The sequence below is a fragment of the Leptospira kobayashii genome (assembly GCF_003114835.2).
GTDB classification, from domain to species: Bacteria; Spirochaetota; Leptospiria; order Leptospirales; family Leptospiraceae; genus Leptospira_A; species Leptospira_A kobayashii.
On the sequence record NZ_AP025028.1, the window covers coordinates 89,360 to 112,080 of the forward strand.

The 22,721-nt window shown below is 40.7% G+C and carries 24 protein-coding genes and 1 other RNA gene; 12 read left to right on the forward strand and 13 right to left on the reverse strand.

What is annotated here, in order from left to right; translation table 11 throughout:
- Window positions 1-57: 57 nt before the first annotated feature.
- The 3 genes from DI077_RS00430 (at window position 58) to DI077_RS00440 (ending at window position 3,848) form a co-directional block, all read left to right on the forward strand.
- A complete protein-coding gene (locus DI077_RS00430; protein ID WP_109022183.1) occupies window positions 58-1,668 on the forward strand; it encodes a sensor histidine kinase in 1,611 nt (536 codons plus the stop codon).
- Entirely contained in the window at window positions 1,665-2,597 is a 933-nt protein-coding gene (locus tag DI077_RS00435; RefSeq protein WP_242935293.1) for a response regulator, read from the forward strand. Before DI077_RS00430 ends, DI077_RS00435 begins: the two co-directional genes overlap by 4 nt.
- Before the next feature lie 81 nt (window positions 2,598-2,678).
- A complete protein-coding gene (locus tag DI077_RS00440) occupies window positions 2,679-3,848 on the forward strand; it encodes an SGNH/GDSL hydrolase family protein (protein WP_109021771.1) in 1,170 nt (389 codons plus the stop codon).
- Here DI077_RS00440 and DI077_RS00445 read toward each other — a convergent pair.
- The 5 genes from DI077_RS00445 to DI077_RS00465 form a co-directional block, all read right to left on the reverse strand.
- Window positions 3,845-3,997, reverse strand: coding sequence for a DUF5989 family protein (locus tag DI077_RS00445; RefSeq protein WP_167837208.1), 153 nt, complete (start codon window positions 3,995-3,997; stop codon window positions 3,845-3,847). The two genes, DI077_RS00440 and DI077_RS00445, sit on opposite strands and share 4 nt — an antisense overlap.
- A gap of 10 nt (window positions 3,998-4,007) precedes the next feature.
- Window positions 4,008-4,415, reverse strand: a complete 408-nt coding sequence (locus DI077_RS00450) for an SxtJ family membrane protein (protein ID WP_109021772.1) — start codon at window positions 4,413-4,415, stop codon at window positions 4,008-4,010.
- A gap of 6 nt (window positions 4,416-4,421) precedes the next feature.
- Entirely contained in the window at window positions 4,422-6,263 is a 1,842-nt protein-coding gene (locus DI077_RS00455) for a carbamoyltransferase family protein (RefSeq protein ID WP_109021773.1), read from the reverse strand.
- Between the two features lie 138 nt (window positions 6,264-6,401).
- Window positions 6,402-7,841: a peptidoglycan DD-metalloendopeptidase family protein gene (locus DI077_RS00460; RefSeq protein WP_109021774.1), complete on the reverse strand. Its 1,440-nt coding sequence runs from the start codon at window positions 7,839-7,841 to the stop codon at window positions 6,402-6,404.
- A gap of 701 nt (window positions 7,842-8,542) precedes the next feature.
- The gene (locus DI077_RS00465; protein WP_217351570.1) at window positions 8,543-9,556 is read right to left on the reverse strand and encodes an alpha/beta fold hydrolase; all 1,014 of its coding nucleotides are present in this window, start codon (window positions 9,554-9,556) and stop codon (window positions 8,543-8,545) included.
- Between the two features lie 102 nt (window positions 9,557-9,658).
- Here DI077_RS00465 and DI077_RS00470 point away from each other — a divergent pair, with 102 nt between their 5' ends.
- Window positions 9,659-10,240, forward strand: coding sequence for a TetR/AcrR family transcriptional regulator (locus DI077_RS00470; RefSeq protein WP_109021777.1), 582 nt, complete (start codon window positions 9,659-9,661; stop codon window positions 10,238-10,240).
- Between the two features lie 289 nt (window positions 10,241-10,529).
- On the opposite strand, the gene ssrA is transcribed toward DI077_RS00470, so the two are convergent.
- Window positions 10,530-10,879, reverse strand: a transfer-messenger RNA (tmRNA) gene (gene ssrA / locus DI077_RS00475).
- A 94-nt stretch (window positions 10,880-10,973) separates the two neighbouring features.
- On the opposite strand from ssrA, the gene DI077_RS00480 reads away from it, so the two are divergent.
- Genes DI077_RS00480 through DI077_RS00500 form a run of 5 tightly spaced genes read left to right on the forward strand, consistent with a single transcriptional unit; the run spans window position 10,974 to window position 14,900 of the window.
- A complete protein-coding gene (locus DI077_RS00480; RefSeq protein ID WP_109021778.1) occupies window positions 10,974-12,107 on the forward strand; it encodes an LIC13341 family surface-exposed protein in 1,134 nt (377 codons plus the stop codon).
- Window positions 12,104-12,751 carry an FFLEELY motif protein gene (locus tag DI077_RS00485; RefSeq protein ID WP_109021779.1) on the forward strand — a complete coding sequence of 216 codons (648 nt, stop codon included), beginning with the start codon at window positions 12,104-12,106 and terminating at the stop codon, window positions 12,749-12,751. The genes DI077_RS00480 and DI077_RS00485 overlap by 4 nt, the downstream gene beginning before the upstream one ends.
- Window positions 12,752-13,486 carry an OmpA/MotB family protein gene (locus tag DI077_RS00490; protein ID WP_109021780.1) on the forward strand — a complete coding sequence of 245 codons (735 nt, stop codon included), beginning with the start codon at window positions 12,752-12,754 and terminating at the stop codon, window positions 13,484-13,486.
- Window positions 13,483-13,905, forward strand: a complete 423-nt coding sequence (locus DI077_RS00495) for an LA_2478/LA_2722/LA_4182 family protein (RefSeq protein ID WP_242935294.1) — start codon at window positions 13,483-13,485, stop codon at window positions 13,903-13,905. Before DI077_RS00490 ends, DI077_RS00495 begins: the two co-directional genes overlap by 4 nt.
- Window positions 13,906-13,910: 5 nt before the next feature.
- Window positions 13,911-14,900 (forward strand): M14 family zinc carboxypeptidase, encoded by a 990-nt coding sequence (locus DI077_RS00500; protein WP_109021781.1) that lies wholly within the window; start codon window positions 13,911-13,913, stop codon window positions 14,898-14,900.
- A gap of 12 nt (window positions 14,901-14,912) precedes the next feature.
- Here DI077_RS00500 and DI077_RS00505 read toward each other — a convergent pair whose 3' ends face one another.
- The 6 genes from DI077_RS00505 to DI077_RS00530 form a co-directional block, all read right to left on the reverse strand.
- On the reverse strand, window positions 14,913-15,518 hold the full coding sequence (locus DI077_RS00505; protein WP_109021782.1) for an alpha-ketoglutarate-dependent dioxygenase AlkB family protein: 606 nt from the start codon (window positions 15,516-15,518) through the stop codon (window positions 14,913-14,915).
- Window positions 15,519-15,535: 17 nt separating this feature from the next.
- Window positions 15,536-16,174 (reverse strand): M949_RS01915 family surface polysaccharide biosynthesis protein, encoded by a 639-nt coding sequence (locus DI077_RS00510; RefSeq protein ID WP_109021783.1) that lies wholly within the window; start codon window positions 16,172-16,174, stop codon window positions 15,536-15,538.
- A 49-nt stretch (window positions 16,175-16,223) separates the two neighbouring features.
- On the reverse strand, window positions 16,224-16,937 hold the full coding sequence (locus tag DI077_RS00515) for a 2OG-Fe(II) oxygenase (RefSeq protein WP_109021784.1): 714 nt from the start codon (window positions 16,935-16,937) through the stop codon (window positions 16,224-16,226).
- 8 nt (window positions 16,938-16,945) lie between these two features.
- Window positions 16,946-17,794 (reverse strand): methylated-DNA--[protein]-cysteine S-methyltransferase, encoded by an 849-nt coding sequence (locus DI077_RS00520; RefSeq protein ID WP_109021785.1) that lies wholly within the window; start codon window positions 17,792-17,794, stop codon window positions 16,946-16,948.
- Window positions 17,795-17,859: 65 nt separating this feature from the next.
- Entirely contained in the window at window positions 17,860-18,528 is a 669-nt protein-coding gene (locus DI077_RS00525; protein ID WP_109021786.1) for a hypothetical protein, read from the reverse strand.
- A gap of 15 nt (window positions 18,529-18,543) precedes the next feature.
- The gene (locus tag DI077_RS00530) at window positions 18,544-19,260 is read right to left on the reverse strand and encodes an MIP/aquaporin family protein (RefSeq protein WP_109021787.1); all 717 of its coding nucleotides are present in this window, start codon (window positions 19,258-19,260) and stop codon (window positions 18,544-18,546) included.
- A gap of 141 nt (window positions 19,261-19,401) precedes the next feature.
- Here DI077_RS00530 and DI077_RS00535 point away from each other — a divergent pair, with 141 nt between their 5' ends.
- The 3 genes from DI077_RS00535 (at window position 19,402) to DI077_RS00545 (ending at window position 22,116) form a co-directional block, all read left to right on the forward strand.
- Complete coding sequence (locus tag DI077_RS00535; protein WP_109022186.1) at window positions 19,402-20,694, forward strand: malic enzyme-like NAD(P)-binding protein; 1,293 nt, start codon at window positions 19,402-19,404, stop codon at window positions 20,692-20,694.
- Between the two features lie 111 nt (window positions 20,695-20,805).
- Window positions 20,806-21,183: a phasin-related domain-containing protein gene (locus DI077_RS00540; RefSeq protein WP_109021788.1), complete on the forward strand. Its 378-nt coding sequence runs from the start codon at window positions 20,806-20,808 to the stop codon at window positions 21,181-21,183.
- 99 nt (window positions 21,184-21,282) lie between these two features.
- Entirely contained in the window at window positions 21,283-22,116 is an 834-nt protein-coding gene (locus DI077_RS00545; RefSeq protein WP_109021789.1) for an LBF_0142 family lipoprotein, read from the forward strand.
- An 11-nt stretch (window positions 22,117-22,127) separates the two neighbouring features.
- Here DI077_RS00545 and DI077_RS00550 read toward each other — a convergent pair whose 3' ends face one another.
- The gene (locus DI077_RS00550) at window positions 22,128-22,721 is read right to left on the reverse strand and encodes an energy transducer TonB (RefSeq protein WP_109021790.1); all 594 of its coding nucleotides are present in this window, start codon (window positions 22,719-22,721) and stop codon (window positions 22,128-22,130) included.

Here is a 22,721-nt window from a genome sequence, read left to right on the forward strand (position 1 = left end):
TTCTTTCCTAAAATAGCAACAGAATGTAGCGTCCTAAATAGAATCCTTTTCCAAAGAATGAATCCATTTAAACCTACAGATAGAATTTGGCAAAATCCCGGCTCTTTTCCCTCAGGCGAAGTTCTCAGGGAATTGGAAAATTTACTTCGTTCCAATCCGGATTTTTGGCTTAAATTCACTGTCGACGGAAGGATCGTCGATTACAAACCTTCCCGATATTTGTCGATCAGTAAAGATCCGAAGGATTTTCTCGGTAAATATCTGTCAGACGGCTTGCCGGGGTATCTTATCGCAATTGCAACTGAGGCGATTGAATATTTAAGCGAAAGGAGAAACCAGGTTTTTTGGAAAGAATATGAATATACCATTGATGGTGATATTCGTTATGCGGAAGTCAGATTTGTTGTGCTCTATGACGGACATATCATGTCAACTCATCGTGATATAACGGAAAGAAAACGATTGGAAGCTGCATTTTTAGAAAGTGAGTCCCGCTTTTTATCTATGGTGCAGAATGCGGCGGATTCCATTTTGATCATCAGCTCCGAAGGTTTGATCCAATTTTTCAACCAAGCCGCAGAGCGGATTTTCGGATATACCCAAGAAGAAGTATTGGGGAAAAATATTGAAATCATCATACCTTCCGGTTCGGAAGGAAAAGATAGTTTGTACAATTACATGGAACGAAGTCCGAGTTCTTCGATAGGAATCGGAAGTGAGCTGGTCGCAGTTCGAAAGTCAGGCGAAAAATTTCCTTGTGAACTTTCCATCGGCGAATTCAAAACCAAACACGGTCATATGTTTACTGGCATCATCAGAGATATCAGTCATCGCAAAATGCAGGAAGCCGAATTGTACCAATATCGCAATCACTTGGAAGATCTTGTAGAAGAACAAACCATGGCATTGAAAATTGCGAAGGAAGTGGCCGAAGAAGCGTCTTATGCCAAATCTCTTTTTTTGGCGAATATTTCCCATGAATTGAAAACACCGATTCACGCTATTTTGAGCTACGCTGAATTAGGTGAAGAAAAAAGCGGATTGTCCAGTCCTGAAAAACTGAAAGAGTATTTTCAGATCATTGATTCTTCCGGAAAAAGGCTGCTTGGTTTGCTTGAAAATCTTTTGGATATTGCCAAACTGGAAGCGGGAAAAATGAGGTATATTTTTGAGAGACATTCTTTAAAAGATACCATCAAACACGTGATCAGTGAAATGAAGGCAATTTTGGAGAAACGATCCATCCAAATTATCTTTGATCAATCCGGTGAAAGATGGGAGGCTGAGTTTGATTATGAAAGAATTCAGCAAGTATTGCGAAATATCTTTGCAAATGCGTTAAAATTCATACCAGATAAGACAAATATCGAGATAACCAAGATAGAAAGGGAATTTATTCCTAAAATGACTAAGAATTATGTTCGAGGTATCGGTTTACAAATAAGGGACTATGGCCCGGGAATACCTCCGGAAGATTTAGATAAGATTTTTGAGAAGTTCATTCAGTCTAAACAGGTCAAGGCAGGTACAAAGGGTACGGGTCTCGGGCTTTCGATTTCAAGAGAGATTTTGAATGATCACGACGGTTTGCTTTATGCTGAAAACCATTCGGAAGGTGGTGCCGTGTTCAGTCTGCTATTACCGCAAAACAGGAGGGATTTGAAATGACGATGACATTGCTCGCAGTTGATGATGAATCGATCAATTTGATGATCATCGAAGAATCTCTTTCTGAAAAAGGATTTATGATTGTAAAGGCGAAAGACGGAGAGGAAGCATTAGCAATTTTAAATTCGGATGAATATTCCTTTTTTGCCATCATCTTGGATCGATTGATGCCCAATATGGATGGGATCGAACTTCTAAAAAAAATCAAACGATCCGAAAAGTGGAGAGATATACCTGTTATATTTCAAACTGCGATGAGCGGAATTTCAGATATGACGGAAGGTTTGGATTCAGGTGCATTTTATTATCTGACAAAGCCGTATTCCAGAGCTGTACTCGTTACCATCGTTCATACTGCGGTGGAACATTATGTAAAACTATTGCGTGCAAAGGAAGATTTGCACAAAGGAATGGGTGCCTTACGCCATCTTGTGAACGGAGAATTTAGAATCCGCACAATCAAAGAATCGCATGAGCTTGCACCAATCCTGGCAAATGCATGCCCTGATCCGGAAAGAGTACTTACCGGAATTATGGAGATTCTCAATAATGCGATCGAACACGGTAATCTTGGGATTACATACCAGGAAAAAACGGATTTACATAACAACGATAAGCTTATGGAAGAAATCCTTCGCCGTCTGGAAGCACCGGAATATAAGGACAAATATGTTGAAATTTATTTCCAAAAGTTGGAAGACAAAATCATTATAATCATAAAGGATCAGGGAAAGGGATTTGATTGGCAGAGGTATCTTTCTTTGCAGGCAATGACTAGAAATGCCTTCAAAACCCACGGGCGTGGAATTTTTATGGCCAAAAGGCTTTCGTTCGATGATTTGACTTACTTTGACGGCGGTTCAAAGGCTCAAATTACCATACTACTCAATCAAAATTCCAGTAAATTACTGACTGATTTTCAAGAATAAGATAATGATTTCATCTAACGGATGAAATGTTAGGTAAACAAATTTGCTTTCCAAAATTTACGTTCAAATTTTTCTTTTCCTATGAGAAAACGCATCTTTCGGCGATTATTCATCTATATTATCTTACCATTTATTTATTTGGGTTTGATCGAAGGGGTCTTAAGCTTATTCGATCCTGAAGCGGTTTTTGTAAAAAGTTTCGATGATTCCCTTCTGTTTTCCCTTTATCCCGGTAAAACGGGTAGAGTTGTTTCGGAAGAATACAACGTAGAAGTAGCGACGAATGAAAATGGAGGTAGGCAGATCTTATCTCCGGAAAATAAATACTCCACTTTATTATTGGGAGATTCTTTTGCAGAAGGCTGGGGAGTAAAACAAGAAGAAGTTTTTTCCGAAGTAGCGAACCAGGTTTTGTCCAAGGAAAATAAAATTAGAAATCTAGGAGTTCACGGCTCCTGTCCCGCCTTATTTGAAATTCATTTGAGGAGCTATGTTCCTAAATTTCAACCAAGGGAAGTTTGGATCCAAATTTTTGACAATGACTTGGATGATAATGAAAAGTTGGAAGTTTTCATGGAAGAAACCAACGGTATATGGAAAGCTAAAAAACCTTTGGCTGCAAAGTTTCTATCCACTCCGGTTTACAACTTCGTAAAAGAATCTTCCTTGTTTCGTTTATTGAAAAGGTTATGGAAAACTGGTCGCGGACAAGTGGAACCTTTGTTATATTATAAACCGGGAAGGGAACCGGATCGTAAAATTCTGGGTCATGCCGAATCATTGGAAAAATTCGGAAGATTAAAACCGATCGGAGATGAAATTGAATCAAAATATAACGGTCAATTTTCCTTTTACAAACGTGCGAATGATCCGATTTGGCAGAAAAGATTGGAGAAACAGAAAGAACACCTAGCAAATATTAACGAATATTTGAAGACAAATCATATTAAACTCAATTTGATTTACATTCCTGCTAAGGAATTTTTTGCGGAAAAGGGAATTCTCGGGAATATAAATAACAGAAATCTAAAACAATATGAATTGCAAAATCCTCATTTCAATCTGCTGAAAGGTTTTTGTGAAAAGAATCAATTGAAATGTTTATATACTACCGAATTGTTTTGGGATAAAAATCCTGAGTCCTTGTATTTCCCATTTGATGCTCATTGGAATGCGGAAGGACATAGATGGTTTGGGCAGATTCTCGGAGAAGAAATCCAAAAATCCGCCGGCAAACCAAAATCTATCTAAAACAAGGTATAGATAAAAGGAGCGATCGCAGATCCTTGCGTTAATACTAACAAAGCACCCAGTAATAATAAAATAATGATTATGGGTGCTAACCAAAATTTTTTTCTAATCCTTAGAAAATCCCAGAGGTCTTTTAATAATTCTAACATTTATTATCCTTTAAAATGGTCTTTCCATATGATCGGTCGTTCTTTCCGGAGGAATGATCCGATAACTGGTTGCATCAGCATCTAATTTTCTTTTTAACGCATCAGTACCGAATAGCCTTTTTATGAGACCGATCGGAGTGAATAGTAAGAAAAAGATAACCGACAATATGATGCGAGTATTGATCCAACCTAAAACTTCTCCGATCAACATCCAGAGACGGTAAGGCCAGTATAGAATTTTGGGAAGAACTGTGCCGAGAAAAATAAGTACTAAGCCTATTCCCACCAAATACTGGTTCCAAGACCCGCGATTCAAATAAGGGATGGCAAGACCGAATACCAATGCTAAGACTCCTCCGACTATATAAGCAAACTTTCGTAAGTCGGAAGATGTAGGTTCAATTTTTTTTGAGGACATATTTATTTAATCCAATTCAAACTCTTGTTTCCAAGAATCGTCTTTTTCGATAATAGGTTGGTCTTTTTTATCCAGAACAAAGTTTTCCACAACAAGATAGTCCATCTCTGTTCGCATAAAGCAGCGATATGCGTCTTCCGGTGTGGAAACGATCGGTTCTCCGCGCACATTGAAGGAAGTATTTACTAATACCGGACAGCCGGTGAGTTTATCAAATTCTTTCAGGAGTTTGTAAAACTTTTGATTGGTTTCGGGATGAACTGTTTGAATTCGTGCAGAGTAATCGACATGAGTGATCGCCGGCAATGAAGATCTAGGTACATTTAATTTTTCGATTCCGAATAATTTTTCCTGATCGGGAGTCATTTTGATACGATGTTTTTCCAGAACGTCGGCAACGATCAACATATAAGGGCTTTTGCTTTTGATATCAAAATACTCGGATACTTTTTCGGCAAGCACCGCAGGAGCAAACGGTCTGAAGCTTTCCCTGTATTTGATTTTTAAGTTCATCACGGATTGCATTTTTTGATTGCGAGGGTCTCCGATGATGGACCTTCCCCCCAAGGCGCGTGGCCCGAATTCCATTCTTCCTTGGAAGTAACCGATTACATTTCCTTCTTCCAGAATCTTCGCGAGTCTTTCTTCGATTTTCCCATCGTCCAATTGGGTGTATTTTGCACCTAATTTATCTAAGGTGGTCTTGACGGTTTCATTGGAATATTTCGGACCAAGATAAGATCCCTTCATCGAATCGAGAGGCATTACTTTTCTAGGATGACCCTTGTATTCATAATGAGCTGATAACGCCGCGCCTAAGGCCCCACCGGCATCTCCCGAAGCCGGTTGCACGAATACTTCATCGAAAATTCCTGCTTTTAAAATTTTGCCGTTGGCGACACAGTTGAGTGCAACCCCACCTGATAAGCATAAGTTGGTAATGCCTGTTTCTTTTCTTGCGGAACGGGCCAATCGTAACATCACTTCTTCCGTGACTTCTTGAACGGAACGTGCAAGATCCATTTCTTTTTGTGTTAGAGTGGATTCGCTTTTACGAGGAGGGCCACCGAAGAGTTCGTGAAATTTACCATTTGTCATGGTAAGACCGGCGGCATAATTGAAATAATCCATATTCAAACGGAAAGTTCCGTCTTCTTTTAAATCGATTAGGTACTTGTAAATGAGATCGGTATACTTTGGTTCTCCGTAAGGAGCAAGTCCCATGACTTTGTATTCTCCCGAATTTACCTTAAAACCGGTGTAATATGTAAAAGCGGAATACAATAGTCCGATCGAGTGGGGAAAATCAATTTCCCATAACGGTTTGAGAGTGTTTCCATCTCCGATCCATGCGGAAGTAGTCGCCCATTCGCCGACTCCATCCAAACAAAGTACGATTGATTTTTCGAAAGGACTGACAAAAAAAGTGGAGGCTGCGTGCGCCTGGTGATGTTCGGTAAACAAAAGTTTTGGGGAAGACTTTGTCGGGGAAAGGTTTGCAAATTCTTTTTTGAGAGTGCTTTTTAAAAACAACTTTTCTTTTAACCAAACGGGCATTGCAGAAAAGAAAGAAATCAAACCGCGGGGAGCATAGGCTAAATAGGTTTCCAGTAACCGTTCGAATTTTACAAGAGGTTTGTCGTAGAAAACTACGTTTGCAAGTTGATCCACATTGATCCCGGCTTCTTCCAAACAATATTGAATTGCATTTTTAGGGAAATTGGAATCGTGTTTTTTTCTTGTGAATCGTTCCTCCTGGGCTGCGGCAAGGATCTCTCCGTTTTTTAATAAGCACGCCGCACTATCGTGATAGTAAGCGGAAATTCCAAGAATGTACTCGTCTGACATGATTCTTTGAAGGGTTGGTTGGGCAAAGGTCTTTGTCAATTATCTTATGCCTTCGGTTATTTAGTTTTCTAAAAGTTTGAGATTGAATTTATAAATAAATTTCTGAAATTCTGTTGGGAATTATGAAAAACTTTTTCTCTATTTTTCTATCACCCAATTTTTTTCCAATGGTTGGGAACCGAATATAATTTGATCGGGAGTTTTGATTTTCAAAGGCTCCCACTCATAATAAACAGATGTCCAGTCTTTGGTAACAATTGTGAAATGCAAATGGGGGCCGTAGGACATTCCTGAATTTCCCACCTCGGCAATTTTCTCTCCTCGTTTCACACGTTGACCTTTTTTTACTTTGATGCTTCCGTTTTTAATATGGGCATAATGGGAGATAAGTCCGTTATCATGAAGGATTTGAAGGTCATTTCCCGGAGCGAAAGAAATTTTTCCGGGAACCGGATTGTCCGGAAATCCGTTCTTTGTAGCTAAAATCACTCCTTCGTCCACTGCATAAATGGATTCTCCAAAAGTGTAATAGTCCGAATTTTTACTGCCTTGGGTATTCGGTCTGAGGGTGGAATGGTTTTCATCTACGTGAAGAAAGTCGTAGCTGTATTTTTCAAATCCACTATGAGTTCCTCCTCCGTCGAATGCGGCGGCCACAATGATTTTTCCATTTAATGGTAGTTTTGCGCCTATGAAACTAGGTCGGTTTGGATTTTGTTTTTCAAATAATTCCATTCCTTCTCTTAGAAACAGATTGCTTTCTTTTTGAGTGGAATCGGCGAGAGTAGGATCGGATCTTCTTTGTTTCATATTGAGTTTGTTTAAAACGGAACCGCAAAGAATTTTCAGTTCAATATCATCGGGGTATTTTACGATTTTGTTTTTTAAAAAATCAATTAAGGGACCGAAATCTTCCGTTGTGTCCACAATCGAATTCCAGGTTTTTAAAAAACCGACTCCTTGTTTTGCGGGAAGCTCGGAATAATTTTTGATTGTAGGAAAAATTTTCGAGATCTTTCCATCCTCCTTGTTTTTGATCCATGATTCAACTAATAGTTGATAGCTGTATCCCAAATTGGGAATCGTATATTCGTTTGACGGATTGAGCTTTGCGGCTTTTTCAAAATAAGGAATCGCTTTTTCGGGATTTAATTTTTGCCAGGAGTAAGCAAGAATCAAATTTGCCCATTCGTTATCAGGCAGTAAAAGAACCGCCTTGTTTGCAAGTTCGATCGCTTGTTTAGGATTTTCTTTTTTTAATTCCTCATCTGCAGGTTCCAAATAAGAATAAGCCAATTGTTCTTTCAGGGATGCATCGGCAGGCCATTGGACAAGTGCTTTTCTGATTCTTTTCGAACTTTCTTCGGGATTGCCGGAGTTTCTCCATACCCAAGCCTCTGTTATGCGAAAATCACGTTCAGTCGGGTATTCCGAAATCGCGTCAGCAACCGGTGTTTTCGCACCTTCCCAATCTTCCGCTTTGGTTTTTTTCTCAATTTTTGACCAATGTTCGGAAATACTTTCTGCATAACCATTGCTTGTGATTAGAAAGAAAAAAAACAACGATCTAAATAGCATAGACCTTTTGTATAGGAATGAATCGAATTAAAGAACTCTTATTTTGTCGGGAAAGAAATAAATTTCTCAGAAAACGAAGTGATTTTGTTAGGTGGTAATCGAAAGATATACCATCCCCGCCCTAATGAGACTGGGTGGGGTTAACCACCCGCCACCCAATGGCTTCCTTTACCACGGCGATCCATTTTTGAAAAACATAATTCCTCATTCGGAAAATATTTTTAAAATAAGTTCGTCTTTTTGCCCGGATGGATTCGTATTTTTTCCTCAATGGACTTGTTGGTTACTCGTATCGATTTTTAAACTGGAACGAATCCCCGCCCCGGATCGACCGAGCGCCCTCGTCGAGGAAGAGCCGGAAAAGGCGCCAAACTATTAGTTGAGTATTCCGCTAAAACAGCCGTTGTTGGGGCTTGCTACTGCATTTTACATTTGCGGTCGTTTGACTCCCCCGTTGGGAATCTACTTTGCTGCGAATCCTGTCTTGTTGTATGGACAATTATTTCTTGGAGACGAAGTTTCGATTGTCGGAACCCGAATCTGTGTCAATCAAGATGGCTCTTTAATCCTCATTTAGATCCCAATGGCAACTACAAAAGAGATAACATCTCTCAATTCTGTGTTCATGTGAACTCAACTTCCAGGGATCGCTTAATAAAATCTTCGAAAGCCCAGATGACAGATCAGAACAGCGGCTGGGCTTAGTTTCCTGAATCTTTTAACCAGGAGGAAATCGTTCGGTTAAGATAGTCGGGCACTTCGGCTTGAATGAAGTGGCCGACTCCAGGAACGATTTTGATCGTGAGATGGTCGGGATTTTCCATCCATGACTTTTCCAGATCAAGAGTGCTCAGCAAAGCATGGGTCTCTTCGATTCCATGCACATGTAAGACCGGGCATTTGATCGCAGCGTCATAGATTTTCCTCATGGTCGGATCAAAAAGGTTGAGCGCAAACTGAGAGAATGTATAGTTAGCTTTGTAATAACTCATCATAGACGGGATGGACGATCTATTGAATGCCTCGATGTAACGGCTTTTAATTTGTGGATTTACAATCCAGTATGCCAAATCTTCCGCCGTCAGATGATCACCTTTGCCTTTAGCAAAGAACCGCGTGGCGTAAGCGCTCGCTCCGGCCTGCGCAATCTGATGGTTCCATGGGAGCAATTCCTTGGTAATGGCGCCTGGATGAGGAACGCTGAGAATCACAAGTCTTTGGACCAGATCAGGATTTTGCCCCGTGAATAACCATGATAAGGCGGCACCCCAGTCATGACCAACCAAGATGACCTTGCGTCCTTGGCTCTCTGCGTCGATCACGGCATGGATGTCACCCAGAAGAACCGGAGTTTTGTAGTTCTCGATCCCTTCTGGTCGGTCGCTTAAATCGTACCCGCGCAGATCAAGCGCGACCACTTGATAATCTTTTGAGAATGCTTGGATCTGATTTCGCCAAGAATACCAGAAGTCTGGAAATCCATGCACAAACACAATAAGCGGCTGTTTGTCCGATCCGATGGTGACATAGTGGATTTTCGTTCCCGCATTGTCCGCATACCTGTGCAAGAGCTTTGGATCCTTGTCGATATCGACTGCAGGCTCGCTCATTACAGACGGGATTTTGTTGTGCCAAATGGCAGGGGTTTCCCCGGACGCAGGAGGTGTGAACAGGGCGGCTCCCAAAAGCATCATCGAGCAGGTTTTTGAACTCATTTCAGTTCTCCTTCGGCATTACAGCGCTCATTTTTCTATGGCGATTGCCATAATATAGCAATCGCCATAGAATTGTCAAGTCAGGTGTGATATACTCAAAGTATGCCTCGTAAAACTGACGCCCGTGACTGGGCCATTGCCACCGCCGAGAGACTGTTTCGCATCCAAGGTTACACTGCGACTGGATTGAAACAGATCATTGAAGAAAGTGGCTCGCCTAAAGGATCGTTCTATTTTCACTTTCCACGTGGCAAGGCTCAACTCGCAGAAGAAGCGATTGATCGATACCTTGCCACTCGAATTGCTCTCTTACGGAATATCTCGGCCAATACAGTGGGTGATGCTCTGAAATTTGTTCATCAGATTTTCGAAGCTTTCGCGGCCGAAATGGCCGCCTCTGATTTCCAGTATGGATGTTTAATGCAGAATCTGGCGAATGAGCTGCCCGCGCTCGACCCTGAGCTGACCAAACGGATAGCGCGTGGATTTGTTGATTCGGAAGAGATTGTTGCGGAACATTTTAGAGGGTGCGGTTTTACTTCCGCACGCGCATCTTCTGCTGCAGCGGCGTTGGTAGCCGCCGTCGAGGGAGCCCGAACGATCGCCCGCTTGGAACGCACGCCGGCGATATTTGAGGCCCTTGCGGATGTTAGTGTCCAGGGGTGGGCTATTCCAAAAGGGTGATCCAGGATTAGTGTTAGCGAAGGTCATAAATCTAATTTTCTATTTGAAAATTAAAACCAGTGAGTTGAGCGCTTCTAAGGAAGAGAAGTTCGGGCTGCCCTCGCAAGGGAGATGTTTCTCGCGGTCGTTTGACTCCCCGGTAAGAAATATAATTTAACAAATGTAATATGTTGATATAAGAACTCTTCTAGGGTGGAGATGTATATTGCGAAAAGCGTCCACGGAAGGACGCGGGCGCGATGTTTGACCATGGATGGTCAACAGAGCGCGAGCAATGCACATCGGAACTTTGGAGACGCCGGGAGTCGAACCCGGGTCCTATCGCCCTCAAATGCAGCTTCTACACGTTTAGATTGCATATAAAATTCGGACGGCCTTGCCCTGCAATCGGGGGAATCCTTCCTATCCAACTTAAAGTTCTACCGCGGTCGAAGCCGGAAACGACTTGCGATAGTCTTCTGAGAGGTGTCGATTTCTTGGCCACCAGAAGAAACAGCCAATGAAACCGTAGAGCTTAAATTAAGCTGCTAGAGCAAATTCGTTATTTGCAGTTATTGTTTTGAAGGTTATTAAGCAGGACCCTCACCTCTACGTGCCACTGAACCCAAGCCAACAACAGTCGAAACCAATGTCGTCCCCGTTCTATATTTAATAGACGGTATAAGCTGGAAAGGTTCAATGAAAAAAAGAATTGAATCCGAAAAGATTTCAATCTCCAATGAATTAGGTAATTATGTCTCATTATCTTCGTGGTATTTTACTCCTTTTATTCTGTTTTTTGTTCTTACATTGCCAAGGTTCCGAGGTTCCGAGCGATGATTTGGTAACTCGTTCTCTTTATGGAGAAAACACGGAGCAAGTTGTCCGTGTGATCGGTTCCAAGGTCATCAATTTGGATGAAAATCCCGATTTGGAAGCAATTGTCCTCTCGCAATCCGGGCAAACCGAAGCGATTTCCGCTTATAAGAAGGAAGGAAGAACTTGGAAATTTCTTTGGAAACAGGAATTTAATCAGCTAACACTTGGTAGTTTTCATTACGATCTGAAAAAACTTTCCTGGGAGTCGGGGACGATTCCCGGCAAAGAGAAAAAAATCCTGGAAGGGGATTGTATTCGTAGGGTTGTATTGGCGGAACTTGCGGGAGATTCGTTTAACTCTGTTTTTGTGGAAGTACTATCGGAAGAACCACCGATGGGGCTTTTTTCGATTCCTTTCGGATACAGAAAGGGGGTTAAAATCCTGGACGGCTTGCAATTGAAAGAACATGAGGAATTGGTTCGTACCAAACGACTTGAGTTCGAATACTCTCCCAAAGAAAAATCCGTTCGTATTTTTCCAACTAATCCGAATTATTCGCAGGAATTTATATTCAACGGTTGGGAGATGATTCCCAATCTGCCTATGCGACCGGTTCCTTCCTTTGTATCGCTTGAAGTGGAACCGAAACTGGAAATAGGTAAGGAGTCGAAAGTTACTTTGCAATTGAAAAACCGCGGAAATTATACGACCGTAACTTATCTCTCCCTTTCTTTTCCGGGAGAAGCCAAAATTCGTTTGGATGAAAATGCGAAAGGACTTCGTTTTTATAACAAGGGTGCCACTGTTTATAATATAGTTCAGAACAAACAGATTTCATCCACGCAATTGTTATTGGAAGCTACCAAAGAAGGTTGGGGTTCCAATTATAAGTACGGAATCAGTTTTTATTATACTCCTATGACAAAAGAAAATCAAAAATTTTTATTTCGTTCCTCTTTCAAATTTTATAAGGAAATCGTTTCCATACCGAATCGGTTCTCCGTCAATAAAACTGAAATCGATCAACAAGGATTTCCCACTTATCCAATGTTAATGGATGTTAAATGAAAGAAAACATATCCCCTGAATTGAGAGCTGCTCGGGAAGAAGTCGTCAGGGCACAGGTCGAGAGATTTCAGAATTTTTATTCTTCCTATTTCAATCGAAAGGAAACCATTGCGATGGCAAAGTTTTTCTTCGAAACTGTATATAATTTGGAAGGGAAGGAAGAATGGGAAACCCTGGCTTTCAATACGTATGCAAAAGTAAAACATATGATGAAAGAAGGCACCCGGGAAAGTGTGGAACGACTTATCGAACTCAATACGATCACCGATGAACTGGATATAAAACTCGGCAAATTGCTTTTAGAACACGGTTGGAAGCCCGGAACAAAAATCTCGGAAGAAGAATATTTCGAAAGGTTTCGGGAATTGGGAGAATCTCAAAGCCGTAAAAAACAATTGGAAGTGGTTCTATTCAATCTAAGAAAATTTTACGATCTTGCTCACAGACCTATCAATTCCTATATTATGAAACCTGCGGCAGTCATGGCACGCATGTTAGGTGTTTATCCTTTATTCAAAAAGGTAGAACAAGGATATTATGCCACCCTCCCGGTCTCTCCGGAAATTTTTAATTCGTTTTTCGATGAGGTGGAAAAAAGAGAATGGGAGTTTTTGTTCCAGGCATTTCCGGAGCTTAAAAAATAAATGAGACGATCCAGGTTCAGAAAGTCGAGCGCAGAGGAAGAGGAAACATCGCATAACCAGGAGAGATGGCTCTTGACTTATGCGGATATGATCACTTTGCTACTCGGACTTTTTATCATACTCTATGCGATCAGTAAGGTAGACTCGAAAAAATTATCCGAAGTGGCAACGGATATCAAAAGAGGTTTCGGATTGAATGCTTCCGCCATGGGTTTGATTGTCGAAGGTGGTTCGGGAATTTTGCAGGAAGATCTGATGGAGCCGAAGTCACAAGTGTATCGACTTTGGGAAAAGGTCGGATTCGCTTTGCGTTCCTTAAAGGAAAAAGCCAAATTGAAATTGGGACTTGCTGAAACGGAAGAGTTGAAATTAACTTTTTTGACATCGAATCTTTCTTCGGGTGTCATACTGGAAGAAGATCCTGAGTTGGAGTTCGCATTCAAACAATTGGCGGAACTTTCGAAAGGAATGGACATAGACGTAGTTGTTCGGGTGCAGATACCGTATGAAGCAACCATTGATAAATCAAAATTTCAAAATTCCTGGGATTATCATTCTCACAGAGCTTCCATTATTGCCGAAAAATTAGTAACTGATTACGGAATTCCGAAAGAACAAGTATCTGTACAAGGTTATGCGACATTTCAAAAATCAGTTGATAGCGATACCCCCGAAAAAAAAGCGAAAGAAGAAAGAATCGAAGTGATTATCAGAAAAAAGGAACAGTCTCCATGAAGATCTCAAAGTTTTTTACATACTTACCCGTATATGTTTTGATTATAAGTTTTAGTTTTTTGTTTGGTGCCTGTAAAAAAAACAAAGGAATCGACTCGAACGAATGGAAGGAAGAGTCTTTAAAAATCACCGCTTCCCTTTGTGACAAATATAGAAAATGTTCCGATCCCGATTGGAAATCCGTTCCTGATAAACTCAAAGATTTTACAAAATCGAGATTGGATGAAACGAATTGTCAAAAAACATTTCGTGATAGTAATGCTTATAAATTGATCGGTGAAAATCCGGAAAACATAAAACTGTTGTATCGAGAATGTTCTAAAAAGATTCTTTCCGCATCCTGTGAAGAATTGAAACAGGGTAAGGTGGATTCTTTACCCGAATGTGAAAATTTCAAAAAAATTCAATCTGGCGACTAACAAATATGCTTCGAGGACTTCGCAGATTAAACCGATATGAAAAACGAATCTTAGATATTGTTAAGATCGGTGGCAAACTGGTCCGTTTGCAACAGTTCGGATTTTCCAGAAAATCGGAAGAAGGATTTCGATTTCCCATTCATGCTTTGGAGATTGGGACGGAAAAAGCCGTCAGACAAAGACCGGTTGGAATCGTAGCCGGAGTGCATGGATTAGAGACGGTAGGAATTCGCATTCTACTCGATTTTTTAGAGTACATTTTGCACAAAAAAAGTGACGGCTATATGGAAGAGTTGGCGAAAGGAAAAGTCGGACTCGTAGTCATACCCATTGTCAATCCGGGCGGGGTTGCTAAAAAATTCAGATCCAATCCTGCCGGCGTGGATTTGATGCGGAACTCGGGAGTGGAAGCCGAGTCCGCACCTTTGTTGTTTGGTGGACAGAAATGGACTCCTAAACTTCCTTACTTTCGCGGGAATTCTCTCGAGCCGGAATCAAGAGCACTGTATCGTTTCATTCATCAATACTTTTACCCTACAAAAAATGCGATCATGCCAGTAATGGATTTGCATTCGGGATTCGGTACGATTGATCATGTTTGGTGGCCGTATGCCGGCACGAAAACTCCCTGCGTCGATACTCCTATTTATGAAAGGATGGCGGAGTTTTTAGCGAAAGGGAAAAAACACACCCGTTTCAAATTTGGACCGCAAAGCGAGACTTATACGACGCATGGGGATCTTTGGGATTTGTTCTACGACCATTATATTGAGAAAGTTTTACCGGCTAATCCCAAATCCAATTCCCGTTTTCTGCCACTTACTTTAGAAGTGGGAACTTGGTCCGATATCAAAGACAACCCGTCCAAGTTATTTAGGAAACGGGGAATCTTTAATCCCGCCAAAGAGAATAAATTCGAAACGATTACGACTTATAGGGATTTTTTAAGAGACTTCGTATTACTCGGACAATCGAATTTGAAAGATTGGACTTAGGCGATTCTCTATCTAAAAATCAATAATCGTTCTGAATGTTAGGTTGATTCTGGGTTGGATGATCTTTTTCGATTTCGGCAAGGAATGATTCCAATTGGTTTGTGTGCTTCCTTTCATCACAAGCAAACTCCCGTTTTCAAGATAGATGGAAAAGGATTGCTTTGTATTCTTATGTTTGAATGAAAATTTCCGTTCCGCACCCAAACTGAGCGAAGCAATCACAGTATTGAGACCTAACGATTTTTCATCATCGCTATGCCAAGACATACTTTCCTCTCCGTCATGGTATAAATTCAACAAACAGGAATTGAATTTTGTTTCGGAAATATCTTCTACTATCCTTCTGAGTTCCAAAAGTTCTTTCGTCCAAAGGAGCGCTTGTTTGGTGGTTCCGGAGTACGTATATTGATATTCATTGTCTCCATACCATGCCGCTTTTCTTTTCGTAATAATGTGTTTTCCGAAAATAATCGCTTCATCGTTTTTCCATTCTATGGTTTTGAATAATGTATCAAAATATCGATTTGCCTGATCCGTATCCAAAACCTTTCCGTAATAATGGACGATACCTTCATAAGGTAATAAATTCGTTAAGGTTTCCGAAGGAAAAAGATTCATGATATTTTCCGAGGATACTATTGGGAAGATTCGCTTGTTAATTTATGCCATAGATCGGCACCGAAATTGCGAAAGCTTGCAGGTCCGTCTCCGAAGGCTTTGTCAAAAATAAAATCTCCTCCGTCCCAATCCGTTTCGGAAACTTTAACTCGTGTTCGACCTCGCATAGCGTGTTTTTTACCCGATTCGTACATAATTACCTTCATCGTAGACGGGCTTACATCCCCGCGACAGGAAGTTACATAGGTAAGCCAAATTTCACTGATTTGATCTTTGTTGAGATCCGTTACAACGAATTCATCTTTTAAGAAGTTAGCTTCCAAATCCAAAGGACAGTCTTTTATAAAATCATACACTTTCCAGGTTTGTTGAAATGATCCCTTTGTTCCGAGGTAATGGAATGCAAAAAGTTCCGCGTCTCTTGCGGATTCATCCGTTCCTTTGGGTGAAGGAATTGCACCTGTTTCCGTTAATAGAAGCAGATGTTCTCCTTGGGAATCTTTCCATTTTCTGGCTTCGATCAGTTTGCCGGAATAAGTGATGTTCTTTGGTAGTTGGTTTGAGGAAACTTTAGTTGTTAATAAAATTCCTTCGGAACGGATGGAAAATCCTAAAATCAAAATCGTTAGTAAAAAGAATATCTGCCTTTTTTTCATAAATAAAATCCTTTGTTCTGAAAAATAAATTTTGAATATTTAATACAAGTTAAGTGACTGCATCGTGAAAAATAATTCCCAGAGTATGTCTTTCTCCGGCTCGTAATTCGCTGACGCCATGTTTCATTTGCACTCTGTAGTGTCCTTTGAGGCCTTTTTGCGGTTTGAAATTGGTAGTAAAGATCAACATATCACCTTGGTTCGGTTTTAAAACGATCGCCTTTGATTGTGCTCTCGGAATACTTTGGGTCAATACAAATTCACCACCTGTATAATCGATTTCCGGTTTGTTCAAAAACAATACCAACTGCAACGGAAAAAAAATGTCTCCGTACAAATCTTGATGCAATGTATTGAATCCGCCTTGTCCGTATTTTAAAATCAAAACAGTAGGTTTTGTCTGTAGGTTTTTTCCACAGATGATTTGAAGTTCTTTCCAGTGATTTGGAAATTGAGTATCGATACCGAGTAGATTCATCCATTCATTTGCAATTTCTGCCAAATGAGGGTAGATGGTTTCTCTTATGGTTTGAATGTAGGGTGGGAGAGGATAATGAAAGTATTTATATTCTCCTAAACCGAATCTGTATCTTTCCATAATCACTGTTTTGCGAAATAAATTTTCTTCACGGTAGAGATCTATCAATTCTTTGCAAATTTCCGGAGAAACAAATCCATTCACAGATGCATAACCTTTATCATTCATGTCCGAACGGATTTGTTTCCAATCCAATAGATCGATTTTTTCGTTTATATCTTTCATTCTAAAATCTATTCTTGGATGTCTGTTCTGGCGGCTTCCCATCCTATCATTGCGGTTTTGCGGGCACTTCCCCAATGGTATTGCCCTATCATTCCCGTAGATTGGATAACCCGATGACAGGGAATTAGAAATGCTACCGGATTGTCACCGATCGCTGTTCCGACTGCTCTGGAAGCTGTAGGGCGTTCGATGGCGCTTGCGATTTTTCCATAGGTGGCAAGCTCCCCCATGGGAATTTTCAATAAGGTTTCCCACACTTTCAATTGGAATTCGGTTCCTTTGAGATGGAGTTTGATTTGTTCTATTTTTTTCCAATCTTGTGAAAATATAGACAGTGCGTTTTGTTGGATCAAGTCCACCATTTGTTTGTAAACTGCATTGGGGAAAATAAGCTTCAATTCAGATAACGCTTGTTTTTCGTCATCGGCAAAGGCTATATAACAAATTCCTTTCGCAGTGGAAGCGACCAAAAGACTTCCGAAGGGACTTTCCGCAAAACTATAATTGATCGTTAAATTTTCTCCGCCGTTTTTGTATTCTCCGGGTGTCATACCTTCTATGCTTACAAATAAATCATGAAGCCTGCTTGTTCCCGAAAGTCCCGATTCGAAGGCCGTATCGAACAAAGATGCCTGGTTTTCCTTTAACATCTTTTTTGCATGTTCCAGGGTGATGTATTGAAGGAATTTTTTCGGACTGACTCCGGCCCAATCAGTAAATAATTTCTGAAAATGAAAAGGGCTGATATGGATTTGTTCCGCTACTTTTTCCAAGCTCGGCTGTTCTTTGAAATGATCTTTGATATAGGCAATTGCTTTTTTGATCTGATGGAAGTGGATGTTTTCTTTCTCTTTCATAGATCTCATTATACGGTGAGAAAAAAAATCAAAAACCCGAATCTTGCGAAATGTTCACGAACCGGTTACTTATTCACTTCTTCCATCGGTTGCTGACTCGTGCGGAGAAGTTCATTATAAAATTCCGGATTTTTTTCAAAGTCTTTCAAGATATCATTTTGAAATCTTTCCATCACTAGAGCCTGTGGGTATTCTGAAAAATTGATTCCGTATTCTTGAGTAAAACTTTTTTTAATCAATGGAATCGTAAAAGCAAACGGGATGGCTGCCCAGGAATTGATAAACCAGCCGTCGGTTCTATATTTATAATCGCGTATGATTTTTCCCGTTTTAATATCACTGATTTCAAAGGAAGCGATTGATGCGGAGTCGCCGATTGCCGGAAGAATTCCTAAAGACAAAAGCCATAATATACCTGTGACCGCAGGTCCGTTGTATTGCGATATGGTTGAATAAGTGATCGTTAATGCGGAATTTTCCTTATTGTCGAAAATTTTCGAACCTGCGAACTCAAATTCAATCTGCTGCGAATTATAAGCAGTCTTTCTGGTAGTTTCGAATTTGCGAATCAGGTTTGCCCTGATTCGTTCCCGATTTCCGTTAATTTTAGTTTCGCGACTTCCATCTTCGTCTTTCACATTGTAATATTGCAGACTACAGGATAGAAATGTAAAAATAAATGCAATCACCAAATAGAAAGGAAGTGTTCTCAATTCAATCGCCCTCTTTACCATAACGCCTAACTCTTTTTATCCGAACAACTTTAAAAACAATGCCGCTACCGCTGCACCTGTGAAAGGTGCTATGATTGGAATCCAGGCATACTTCCAACCTGATTTTCCTTTATTGGGAATCGGTAAAATCCAATGGGCAAGCCTAGGTCCTAAATCTCTTGCAGGATTGATCGCATAACCTGTGGTACCTCCCATAGAAAGACCGATCGCCCAAACCAGAATCCCTACCAAAAAAGCGCCAAAGGCAGGCGTTAAACCGGTATTAGTTTCCGAAAAGATGGAATGAATTCCTAAAATAAGTACAGCCGTTCCCAAAGCTTCACTGATAAAATTGGAAAGAGAATGTGAAATGGCGGGTTCCGTAGAAAAGATCGCAAGGATCGCAGACTTGTCTGCGGTTTTTTTCCAATGAGGTAGATAATGCAAGTATACAAATACCGAACCGAGAAAGGCTCCCGATATCTGCGCAGCCGAAAAGGGAATTAGATTTTCAAAATTTCCGGATTGGATGGCAACGGATAAAGTCACTGCCGGATTTAAGTGCGCTCCGGGGCTTCCGAAAGCTTTTGCCACAAAAATCCCGAAAACAACTGCAAAAGCCCAACCTGCGGTGATCACAATCCAACCGCCGTTTTTTGCTTTGGAATGTTCCAGAAGAGCTCCTGCGACCACTCCGTTTCCCAATAGTATCAAAACGAACGTACCTAAAAATTCACCGATCAATTCGCTCATTCTTTCTCCCTATAGAAGGTTTCTTAATAAAGTAAGAAACCTTTGAATGTTGGAACATAATAGCAATCATATTTAAGCTCTAGTTTGTATGATTTTATTCTAGGATTTTACCGCGAATCAGAAATTTTGGGAAAATCGACCATGAAAAATAAGGCACTCGAGTACCACTCGCGATTTCCCAAAGGAAAAACGAAAGTCGTACCTACAAAACCGACAGAAACCAGTTATGATCTATCTTTAGCCTATTCCCCGGGTGTTGCCTACCCCTGCCTTGAAATTGAAAAATCTCCCGAACTCGTTTATGAATACACGAACCGGGGAAATTTAGTCGGAATCATTACGAACGGCACAGCAGTCTTAGGACTGGGAAATATAGGTGCCTCTGCCGGGAAGCCGGTGATGGAAGGGAAGGCGGTTCTTTTTAAGAAATTTGCAGGAATCGACGTATTCGATATCGAAATCAACGAAACCGATCCTGAAAAGTTCATCACCATCGTAAAGTCATTGGAACCTACATTCGGCGGGATCAATTTGGAAGACATCCGTGCCCCGGAATGTTTTGAAATCGAAAGAACTTTGGATGCACAGATGTCGATCCCTGTTTTTCATGACGACCAACACGGAACAGCTATTATATGTACTGCTGCACTGATCAATTCACTTGAACTTACAAACAAAAAAGCACAAAATTTAAAAGTAGTGATCAATGGTGCCGGTGCCGCTGCGATCTCGATTGCAGAGATGTTGACTAAGATCGGTGTCGAACATGAAAATATTTTCATGGTGGATTCGCGCGGAGTCATCAATGACAGACGAACCGGTTTACATTCTTCCAAACTTCCTTTTATTCGTAAAACTTCCGCAAATACTCTGGAAGATATTTTTCCGGGAACGGATTTGTTTGTCGGTGTTTCCGTAGCGAATGTTGTAACTCAGGCAATGATAAAGTCCATGGCAAACAACCCTATGGTTTATGCCCTTGCCAATCCGGATCCTGAAATTTCTTATCCCGATGCCAAAGCTGCACGCAATGATTTGATTATGGCAACAGGCAGAAGCGACTATCCCAATCAGGTAAATAATGTACTCGGATTTCCATTTATTTTCCGAGGTGCGATGGATGTTCGTTCCAAAGTAGTGAATATGGAAATGAAGCTTGCCGCAGCATACGCGTTAGCTGAACTAACCAAAGAACCGGTTCCCAAAGAAGTAGCGGAAGCATACGGACTGGATCATATTGAATTTAATCATGATTATATCATTCCAAAACCATTGGATGCACGCGTTCTTTACAGCGTTGCACCTGCGGTTGCGGAAGCAGCGGTGAAAACCGGAGTAGCTCAAATCGCTTATCCGGGCAGGGAAGAGTACAAAGCCTTCCTTGCGAACATCATGGCTCACCAAAGAGAAAAATTAGTCGGCCTGACCATTTAGATTTTTTTTCAAAAAATCAGTAATTAGACGAAAAAAAGTGTTTACATAAATTGTGCGACGCACAAGATTAGGTTGTGCACTGCACAACAGGTGAAAACCAGGAGCTAAACAATGGAAAAACAAATAACAGACATTTTGAACGCAGGAATCGGACTTTTTCAGTCTGGAAAAGAAGGTTTAGACAAAGCTAAAACTCAACTAGAAGCATCTTATAACGAACTTGTTTCGAAAGGCGCTTTGGATAATACCGAAGGTTCTGTAAAAATTCGTCAGTCCGTTGACAAAATCCTAACAGACATTAAAGAATTTTCTAGCGTTGCTGGAAAAAACTACGAAGAGACTCGAGTGAAAATCGTTGAAAACTACAACAAAATTTCCGACGAGATCAAATCAAGAATGCCAGAAGGTAAAATTGAATCAGTAAAAGCAAAAATCAACGAAGTTGCTGAATCAATTAAAAAAGCGGGAGCAACTTCAGCGAAAGCTTAAGTTTCATATACAACTCCAAGTCAACTTAAGGCTGGTTTCCCCAGCCTTTTCTTTTTTATACACATTGACAGTTTCCAAAATACAAAGAAACTGGAGTCGATGCAAAAAAATCCGATTTTTTTTCTATCTATCATCGCATTTGCTTTCTCATGCAAGTTAGCTGATCTTCGTCCTGTTATCATTTCTAACTCCGGTAAAAATCCGGATCTCCAAAAAAAAGCTCTCTTACTTATCAATAACCCTTCTGATACGAAATTAGTACCGGAAGATTGGACAAAGTACAAACAAATTCAATTTACTTTGAAAGATGTCTGGCATTCCAGACTCGTAAAGTTTTTCACACCGATCAAAGAAAACGAACAGAGGATGAAAGCCCATATCGATTTTGAAAAAGATACGATCGAAGTAGAAATGTTAAATGGTCAAAACAAAGGGATCGTTTACGGATTGGTAAAAAAAGACGTATATCAAATCGCGCCCGATACCGGAAAAGTATTTACGGGAGAAGATGAAGTTCGTATCTATTTGGAATCTTTGCGATTGTATCTTTTGCTTGCTTGGAAAATTCGGGATTATGAGATTCTTCTTTATTCCGGTGAAATGGAAAGACTGGGAAGAAATTATGAAACCGTTTATGCCACAACCGTTCAAGCGGAAGCCACTCCAGATACCGATCAATACTTGGCGTATTACGAGCGTGAAACCGGCGCTATAGAATGGGTGGAATTTACCTATCGGGAATTATTCAGTTGGTACAAAGGCGTTATTAAATTCGGGTATTATGAAGATTGGAACGGTAAACTTTATCCAAGAAGGATCACCATCTTGGATAAGTTCACTGATGTGGATTTTGTTCATGAGATTCGGATTGAAAGAATCGAACTTCCCAAAAAACCTTTAACAGAGGAACAGATCATCCAAGAACAGAATTGATCTGTCTATCTCTAGTTTAAAGTAAACCGAATAGGAACTAATACTTTTACTGTGATTGCTTTTCCTTCCAGTCGGGAAGGAGAAAATCTTTTGCTTCTGTAAGTTGCGATCGCAGCTTGTTCCAAGCCTGATCCTAAGGTTTTTCCCACGGAACGAACCCGAAGCACTTCCCCCGTATCCGAAATCACTACTTCCAAAGTGAGAGTTCCGGTTACACCAGCGGATTTTGCTTCCGTAGTATATTCCGGTCGTGTATTCGGTGTTAAATCCACGGGAGAAGTTGCTCCCGATACGATTGGATCGGAGGCACCCGCGATGCGAGGGTCTTCTTTCTTTTCGAGTTTTTCTTTGTCCGTTAGATCAAAATCCCCGTCAGTCGGTTTGGATTCGGAAACAGGTTCCTGGATTTGCACATTGTCGATAAATGCAACTTCTTCGATCAGACTATCCAGACTATCCCCTTCGAATTTCGGAGTGAACCAAAATAGTAGAATGAGCAATTGCAAAAGCGCAGATAGGCCAATCCCTGTTTCGATCCGATAACGATCTATATATCTGTGAATGAGCTGTCTTTTTGATCTTTTTGGTAAGGTTACTGTATTCAC